The following is an 8,082-nucleotide window of genomic DNA, read 5'->3' on the forward strand; positions in this document are numbered from 1 at the left end:
TTGAGCCTGAGCGCGATAGGTGTCGTATTTGCAGGACATCTGTCGTCGGAGGCTGTTGCCCCGGGGGTGCGGGTCCGGGTGAGAATCGGTGTGTGACCGACGAGACGATGGAACACTCCCTGGCTGGCGGGATTGACCAGGCTGGCGCGGTAGTGCGGATCGGCGAGACGGTGCGGCGGCCTGGTGGTGTGAACGCCGAGGCAGTGCGGCTGTTCTTGAACTACTTGGAGCGGTCGGGTTTCCAAGCGGCTCCACGGTTTCTGGGGATGGACCGGCAGGGCCGGGAGATCTTGGATTACGTGGCCGGCGACGTCGCGGTGCCTCCTTTCCCGGACTGGGCAGCGGACGAGGAGTTGCTGGTCAGCGTTGCCCAGATGCAGCGTGAACTGCATGCTGCGGCGGTCGGTTTCGAGTTGCCGGAAGGGGTCGTCTGGCGCGAGAGGCGTCTGCCGCCGGGGGCCGAGGGGGATCTGGTCTGCCATACCGATCTCTGTCTGGAGAACGTCGTGGTGCGCGGCGGCCGGGCGGCGGCCTTCATCGATTTCGATCTCGCCGTGCCTGCAGACCGGCTCTTCGACATCGCGGTCGCCGTCCGCCACTGGGTTCCCCTGCGGGCTCCGTCGGACGTCACCGACGCCCGAGCCGACAGCGATCTCGTCGGTCGCTTCCACCGCTTCGCTGCTGTTCACAGTCTGTCGTCCGAAGAGCGGGGGCGGGTGGTCGACATCCTGCTGGGTTTCCTCGATGTCGCTCTGAACGACATCCGGGCGAGCGCGGAGGCCGGGCATCCGGGATATGCGGGCATGTGGGCCGCTGGCTATGAGGAGATGAACCTGCGCTCCCGCGACTGGATCGCTGCCAACAGGCGTCGGCTGGCCAACGGCCAAGGGCCGGGCTGACTGCCGGGCTGTGCGTGTCCGGCCGACAGCCGCTGACAGCGCGCGATGAAGTCTGGGGTCTTGGTTGTCTCTCCGATAGAACACGGCTCGTTCTCCCTTCACATCGGCTGGGTGGTCAGAATGCTGTCTCGGCTCGTGCGGAAACGAGGTCTGCTCACGGAAGGGGGATCCATGACGGACTGCCTGAGCGGTGGCGAAATCCAGGCCGGACGGCGAAGCCAGGTGCTGAGCGCACGGTCGACGTCGCGTAGGCGCTGGACGAGTGGGGCCAGCCGGGTTCGCGCTTCGTGCGGGTCTGCCGCTCGGAGCAGCTGCGAGGCGACGTCCAGGACGGCTCCAGTGGCCAGCGAGTCCCTGGGCGGTGCGGTATAGGGCTTGGAGGTCTTCTTCTTGCCCGGGGTATTGAGCAGCGGCTCGGCCTGCGCGATGCGGGAGGTGTACTCCGTGTCGAGGGCGGTGGCCAGGCAAGGTGTGCTGGCGTACTCGCGGGCGACGGGCCAGGTCCGGAAGATCATGGCGACCGTGGCACGCAGGTCGGCGAAGTAGTGGGCGGCGGGGACCGGCGCACCCGCGCTCATAGCCGTTTCGGGGCCGCCCGTCGTGAGCAGGTCCACGAACTGTTGTTGGAGTTGCAGGAGCACGGTCATGGTGACCGTGTCGGGTTCCGTGGAAGGCGGATCAAGGCGGGTCAGGTCGGTTGCGCAGGCTGCGTCGGGCTGGTGCTGCGGTGTCGGCCGGGCCGGGAAGCGGCACTGCCCGGGGTGGAGGGTGTCGTCGGACAGTCGCGCGATGGCGTTGGCGTTGGCTGTCCGGACGGAGTGGACGGGTGTTCCGCAGCGGGGGCACTCGTGCTGGAGGAGGCGCTGGTGGCGGAGGCAGAGGAAGACCACAGGGAGGCGCCAGAGGCGTTGCCAGGCGCCTCCATGGTTGTCCTGGATGGCGTCTCCGTCCCCGGCGAGGCAGGGCGGGCAGTAGCGGGTGGAGCGGGTCAGGACCCATGGGTTGTCGTAGATCATCCGTGCGGGTGTTCTGCGGGGCGTGAGCGCGGAGTTCAGCGGTCCGTAGCGCTCTCCGAGCGGGGCGAGGAGTAGTCCGGTGACTTCGCAGGGCGTGAGGTGTGTCGCGCTGGCGAAGGCCGTGAGGTGCTTGTCGTTGAGGTGGTGCAGGGAGCCGAGTGGCAGGCGGGTGGGCAGGCCGGGGCGGTCCTGGGGGGCCAGGCCGGTGCGGATGGTGATCTCGCCGGGTGTGGTGCCCGCGCGGTGGGCGAGACGGAGGATGAATCCGGTGAGGGTCTCATCAGGCAGCGGGTCGAGGCTGCGGGGCAGGGGTCGCATGCGGTTCACCTCGCTTCCTGTGCTGTTGCCCGGCGGCGTGGGCGGGAGCCGAGGCGGCGGACCGGCAAGCCGAGGGAACCGCGCAAAACCGGGGAGATGCCGGGAGCGTCAGCGATTCTTCGGCTGACGGTGGGACGTACTTGTTCCGACTGCTGGTAGAGCTCGGCGAGTGCCGACCGGCCCTCGGAGTCGCAGGCGGCGTTCAGGAGTTGTTCCGCGGCACCGAGGACGGCCCCGGTGGCCATGGGACGTGTCGGGGGTTCGAGGAAGATGTCGCCTATGGGCGCGCTCTTGGCTCGTCGGAGTGCGTCCGAGGCTCGTTGGCGGCGACGGGTCGATTCTCCGCCGATGACCCTGGCCAGGGTCGGAGTGACGGCCGAGGGGCGGGCCTGGGGCCAGGAGATGAGGATCAGCGCGGCGACGGCGCGCAGATCCAGGAAGTACTGGGCGACGGGGACTGGCTGTCCGCAACTGGCTGCCATGTCAGGTCCGTTGGCGGACAGAAGAGTGTCGATGCGTCCTTGGAGCGCCAGAAGCTCGTTCCTGGTACTGGGGTCACTGGAGATAACAGCCTCGTGCGGGCCGTCCGTCAGGTAGGTGCCGCATATCGACCCGCTCTTACTGCTCGTTCTCCAGTGGATGGAGGCGCGGCACTGCGTGGGGTGAAGATCCTCCTCAGCGGCGTGCTCGATGATGCCCGCTCGGGCTGCTTGTGCGGGATGCTGGCAGCGGGGGCAGTCCCGCTTGAGGAGGCGTCGGTGCTCGACGCAGGCGAAGGAGACGGCAAGGTGCCAGCGCCTCTTCCACGAACCGCCGAGCAGAACCCCGAAAGCGCTGTTGTCCGAGGTCAGGCAGCGTGAGCAGAACTGGGTGTTCCGGAGATAGACCCAGCGCCTCAGGTAGATGAGTTGTTGAGGGCCGGACCAGGGCCAGAGCTGGTGGTTGAGCGGCCCGTAGCGCAGTCCCAGGGGAGCGAGGAGGAGACCCTCCATCTCCGCATGGGACAGGCGGGCGACATGCGCGCATTCAGCGAGTTGCTCAGACGAGAGCGTGAGCAGGGACCCGAGGGGCATAGCTGCCCGGTAGTACTGGCCAAGGCCCATGCGGTCGGCGATCACGGCCGGCGAGCACCCGGTGTATGTGGCCAAGCGCAGCAAGAACCCTGCCAGCGACTCGTCATCGAGCGGAACCAGGCTGCGGGAGAGCGGGCGGCGGTTCATGCTTCCACCGCCGCAGGGGTGCCCGGGTCGTCGTAGACCTTGTTGCGGCCCTTCTTGGGCGCCTGCTGCGGCTTCTGCTTCGACTCGGGCGCGGTGTCGACGTCAGGGATCTCCCCGGCATCGGCGTCGCGCTCGTTGCCCTTGCCCGGGACGTTGCCGAGGTTGATGGGGATCTCGTCGAGAAGGTCGGCGGTCAGGTCTTCCAGACCGCTGTCCATCGCCTTGACCAGGCCGTCTTCGATCAGACGCCGGAGAAGCCCGACGATGCCGTGAGTGCGGCGGCGGAGGTACTCGGGCATGTTGCCCTCGGACAGAGTGCCCGGACCTGCGTGAAAGAGCCGGATCTGGTTCTCGATGCCGATGAGGTGCTCGGTGAACGCCTCGGTGCCGGCGGTGGTGCTGTAGTCGAAAGGGTCGAGGTTGACCAGGTCGAAGCGGCGCTCGGTCTGGGTGGAGGCGTCGGGGTTGTAGCTCTTGCCCTTCGTCAGGGGCGCATAGACCCACTGCTTGGTGCGGGGATCGTGCCAGCCCTCCCTCAGCAGCCCGGAGCGGGGGATGTTCACGCCGATGAGGACAAGCGTGACGTCCAAGTCCATGAGGCCGCGGATGAGGTCCAGGGTGTCCTGGTCGTCCTCGCGGTGCATCTTGAGCCGTGTGATGTCGTCGATGATCAGGACGGTGGTGGCATGCGCCTTGATGGATTCGCGGACGTTGCGGATCATGCCGCGCAGGTTCTTGCCGTAGGGGGCGCCGTAGAAGTCGAGGATCGCCTCGCACAAAGCGATCGGGGTGGCCTTCACCGGTGTCTGGCAGTAGGCGATCGGTGCGATCAGGTCCCGGGTGCCGGGCATCGCGTCCACGTAGTGGGAACGGTACTGCTCGAAGAGCTCCCGCCAGTCATCCTCGAACTCGGCGGCCGTCCGGCAGGCGGTCTCCGTCTTGCCCTGGTAGCCACCGCCGTTGATCATCAGCCCGTCGAGAGTGCCGGGACCGAAACGCATGGCGTTGTTCTGGATGCGCGAGCGCATCAGATCGGTGACCGCCACGCTCATCGGCGTCTCCAGCAACGTCATGTTGACGTGGGTGGCGGCCCGGTGCAGATCGTGGAGGGACTTCTTGCGCGGGCTCATCAGCTGGTACTCGGCCAAGGTGATCTTCTTGACCGGCACGAACAGGTCCCGGGTCTTGCGGAATTCCTGCCAGCCCTCGTAGGTGGTCCGGTCCGGCCTGGGGCCGAAGCGCAGGAACGGGACGGGGTTGTCCGCCGCGGGCATGCCGTGGTCGCTCATCTCACTCCTCGTCCGTCGTCTGCGAGTCGGGGTGCTCGGGGCCTTCGGTGCGGTCGTCGCCTTCGTCGTCCGCCAGGAGGAACAGGTTGCGGCCTCGGCGCCTGGTGCCGAGCGGTGCGGGCGCTGCCAGGGAAGACGAGGAGGACAGGACTTCCTCGCGCCGTCGGCGCCGTTGGGAGTCCAGGCTCCTGGCGGCCTGCTGGGCCCGCTCCTGCCACGAACCCGACGCCGGTGTACCGACGGCCGCCAAGGGTGCTTCCTCGCCCGGCTTCTTCGGAGCCTGCGGACGGTCTGCGGCCGCCGCGCGGGCCTGTTCGATCTCCCGGGCGTGCTGGATCCGCTGGGACTTGGTCATCTGCGACGGCCAGCCCGCGACGGGATCAACGGCTCCGAGCATCTCCAGGAGAACCGGGAGAAGATCGGTGTCGGAGCGCGGCTTCAGCCCGGCCTCGCGTACGCGTGTGAGGAGTTCTTCGGCCCGTGCGTCCCCGAAGGCGGGAACGTCGTCTTCGGACGGCAGGCCCGTCCAGCGCAGGGTGTGCCACTCGTGCGTTTCAGGATCCTGGAAGAACACCACCCGCCGGTCGCGGGGTTCACGGTGGATGACCCACGTCTGCTTGTATCGGCCGCCCCGTGAGGAGTGCCGGTCAGGGTCATGCAGCAGCTCGGCGTCGTACCAAAGCCCCTTGATCTTCACGCCCCGCCGGTAGATCCGCTTCACATGGTGCTCGGGCAGGAAGCGGTAGTACAGATCCGGCGACGGGATGTCCATCTCGAAGCCCTCCTGGGCGAAGGAGGCCGCGAACAGGCTGTTGGGGCTGTGATCGCCGCCCGGGTCCCAGAAGGGCGCGAACTCCCCCAGCCTGCGGTTTTGCCACACTTTCACGACCCAGGTCGCGATCAGATGCTCCATCTCGCTCATGGTCAGCACCGCGTCGCCCTCCGGGTCGGCGCCGCGATCGGCGACGTCGACTCCCGTGTAGCCGGCCAGCTTCTCGAACAGCAGCGAACGAGAGCTGCCGAACGCACGTTCCACCGCCTGCTTGTCAGTGGGCCGCAGGACGCGAGCCGGCAGAATCCGGCAGCCCATCGCCTCCTGGACATCCACGAGATGGTGGTTGCGATAGACGGAACCGTGGTCGGAGGTGACCGTCTCCGGCGTGAAGAACGGCAGGGCAGCCACCTTGTGCCCGGCGAACTCCGCGACCACCGCGGCGGGCAGGCCCGGATAGGGCCACTCCATCTCGTCGCCCCACTCCGCCCGCATCGGCAGCGGCAGCATGACGTCCCGCAGCACCATCGCCACGTCCACCGAGGAGTCCGACACCAGCGTCAGCCGGAACGCGCAGATCGAATGGGTGTAGACGTCCAGAGCCAGCGTGAGGTGCACGGTCACCGGATCGCCGAAGACGTTCTCGCGGACCATGACCGGCAAGATCGTGGTGTCCAGAGCGACGACCTGTCCCGGCCGGGTCACCACCACGTGCCCGTTCTTGGCGGGCAGGTCGGCCGAGCGGTCGTAGCGCGGCCGGGCACCGCCCGGACCGAACCACTCCTTCCAGATCCGAAGCAGCGTGTGGTAGCTCGGGATCTCGATCTCCTCCTCCGGGAAGGTCTCCCGGAGGTAGCGGTGGATCATGTTCTCCCGGGTGCGTCCACTCACCCTGGAGCGGTGGTGGCGCGTCTCCTCCCTGACCGCCAGGATCGCCTCACGGACCTCCTCACCGACGCTCGGATGGCCCCCGCTCTCCCGAAGCCACCGGTGATCGGCGCAGCCGACCATCCCGTACTTCCTGCGCCGGCGTTCCCACCGCTCCAGCGTGCGCACCCCGACGTGGCCGACGCCCACCAGCAACTTGAGCTCCGCAGGCCGCAAGGCCCCCAACTCGGCCGCCTTCGCCTCCCGGCGCGCGGTCAGCGTCGTGCGGTCCGGGTCGTACTCGGGACGCGGCTCGCCCGGCTCAGGACGCAGCGGATCCCCGCTGCGGAAACCGCACTTCACCTCCATCAGATGCTCGAAGCGCTGTTCCATCAGCGGGCGCTTCTCCGGCTTGACGTCACTCCACGTCGACGGCTGACGCCCCCGGTTGACCCCCTCCGCAGCCGTGCGCGACGAGGGACGGCATCTCGGGTGGTTGACCAGGAAACGGAAGGTCACCCGCTGCCTGCCACCGTCCGGACGCACCAGCTGCACCCGGCCCAGATGCGGCTCCTGCCGCTCGACCCGCCACTCCACGTCATCCAGCACGATGCCAGCACCCGGCGAGAGATCCAGCGTGGCCAACGCGTTCACGAGGCACCTCCCGCCAGCACCACTCGTGAGCTGTCCGTCAGCGGCTGAGAGAGATCGACACCGATGCGGCGATGCCACAGCAGATGGAGAAGATGCGCGCGGGCCACCGGCCAGTACGTCTCCGTCAGGGCCAACTCCCCGAACGGCAGTCCCTTTTGAGCATGCGCGAGCAGGCCCGGCTGGACACCGAGCACGTCACGGAACGGACGGCGCTTTGCATACATCGCGTCGAGCGTGGACCTCACCTGAGGGCGCCACTGGGCCGCCACCACGTAGTGCCAGCCGCAGAGCAGCGCCACCTCCGCCGCCGCGGCGAAGCTCTCAAGATCCTCCGGCTCGATCAACGGCCTCGGCCGCACATCGATCAGCCAGACCCCCGCCCGCGAGACCACGAAGAAATCCGGCGTGTGCCTGCGCCACTTCGCCCGCGTGCGGAACCGGATGCACAGCGGCTGCGACAGCACCTCGACCAGATCACCGGCGAAGTCCAGGGCCACCAGCAGCTGGGCCTCCTCCAGACTCTCGAACCCGTGAAGACGCCCCGTCGCCAGCAGCGACTCCAGACCAGGCCGGTGCCGCTGATCGCGCCGCCAGGTGAACCCCCGCATCGGCCGCCGGTCCGCCACCGGCGCATGCCCCAGATGCCGTACCGGACCCGTCACCTCGTCCCCGGCGTACCTCCACGTCGCCGTCCACCGGTCCGCCCAGCCGTCCGACACATCCAGGCCGGCCCGGCCGGCGTCCACGGAGACCGGTATGAGCAGGTCCTCCCACGTACACCGGTGGGACCACAACGGCCCGGCACCGTACGACGCTCTATCCCCGGCGTACGGGGCGGCGACGCCTTGTAGATCAGTCATGTACCCAGACAAACGGCACCCCCTTCCCGGGAGTCGGTGATCTTCGGAGTTGGCGACAACTTGCTTGCAATAAGGGCGGTACACGCCAAGAACGATGCGAATCTGACGACAGTTGTCGTGCTCAGCGGTCCAGGAACCGCCTGGTCAGGGTGGGCGGTTGACGACAAGTAGCGAGCTACGTCTCAGC

At 68.0% G+C, this 8,082-nt stretch carries 6 protein-coding genes; 1 reads left to right on the plus strand and 5 read right to left on the minus strand.

The features are described 5' to 3' along the window. Nucleotides 1-92: 92 nt before the first annotated feature. Entirely contained in the window at nucleotides 93-899 is an 807-nt protein-coding gene (locus AOK08_RS21280; protein WP_055528419.1) for a phosphotransferase, read from the plus strand. Between the two features lie 98 nt (nucleotides 900-997). Here the strand turns inward: AOK08_RS21280 and AOK08_RS47465 are convergent, their stop codons facing one another. From AOK08_RS47465 to AOK08_RS21305, 5 genes are read right to left on the minus strand one after another with little or no spacing between them, the layout of a single operon-like run. Then, nucleotides 998-2,233 (minus strand): TniQ family protein, encoded by a 1,236-nt coding sequence (locus AOK08_RS47465; protein WP_241827035.1) that lies wholly within the window; start codon nucleotides 2,231-2,233, stop codon nucleotides 998-1,000. A 5-nt stretch (nucleotides 2,234-2,238) separates the two neighbouring features. Further along, entirely contained in the window at nucleotides 2,239-3,453 is a 1,215-nt protein-coding gene (locus AOK08_RS47470) for a TniQ family protein (protein ID WP_055528427.1), read from the minus strand. Then, nucleotides 3,450-4,742 carry an ATP-binding protein gene (locus AOK08_RS21295; protein ID WP_063794102.1) on the minus strand — a complete coding sequence of 431 codons (1,293 nt, stop codon included), beginning with the start codon at nucleotides 4,740-4,742 and terminating at the stop codon, nucleotides 3,450-3,452. The genes AOK08_RS47470 and AOK08_RS21295 overlap by 4 nt, the downstream gene beginning before the upstream one ends. A gap of 1 nt (nucleotide 4,743) precedes the next feature. Then, nucleotides 4,744-7,035, minus strand: a complete 2,292-nt coding sequence (locus tag AOK08_RS21300; RefSeq protein WP_055528432.1) for a transposase — start codon at nucleotides 7,033-7,035, stop codon at nucleotides 4,744-4,746. After that, the gene (locus tag AOK08_RS21305) at nucleotides 7,032-7,895 is read right to left on the minus strand and encodes a TnsA-like heteromeric transposase endonuclease subunit (RefSeq protein WP_079054172.1); all 864 of its coding nucleotides are present in this window, start codon (nucleotides 7,893-7,895) and stop codon (nucleotides 7,032-7,034) included. The genes AOK08_RS21300 and AOK08_RS21305 overlap by 4 nt, the downstream gene beginning before the upstream one ends. Nucleotides 7,896-8,082 lie beyond the last annotated feature (187 nt).

Source organism: Streptomyces graminilatus (genome assembly GCF_001418565.1).
In the GTDB taxonomy this organism is placed as follows: domain Bacteria; phylum Actinomycetota; class Actinomycetes; order Streptomycetales; family Streptomycetaceae; genus Streptomyces; species Streptomyces graminilatus.

Excerpts from the sequence above, each read along its gene's own strand:
- AOK08_RS47470 (WP_055528427.1), bottom strand. The coding sequence starts at position 3,453 with ATGAACCGCCGCCCGCTCTCCCGCAGCCTGGTTCCGCTCGATGACGAG.
- AOK08_RS21305 (WP_079054172.1), bottom strand. The coding sequence starts at position 7,895 with ATGACTGATCTACAAGGCGTCGCCGCCCCGTACGCCGGGGATAGAGCG.
- AOK08_RS21295 (WP_063794102.1), bottom strand. The coding sequence starts at position 4,742 with ATGAGCGACCACGGCATGCCCGCGGCGGACAACCCCGTCCCGTTCCTG.
- AOK08_RS47465 (WP_241827035.1), bottom strand. The coding sequence starts at position 2,233 with ATGCGACCCCTGCCCCGCAGCCTCGACCCGCTGCCTGATGAGACCCTC.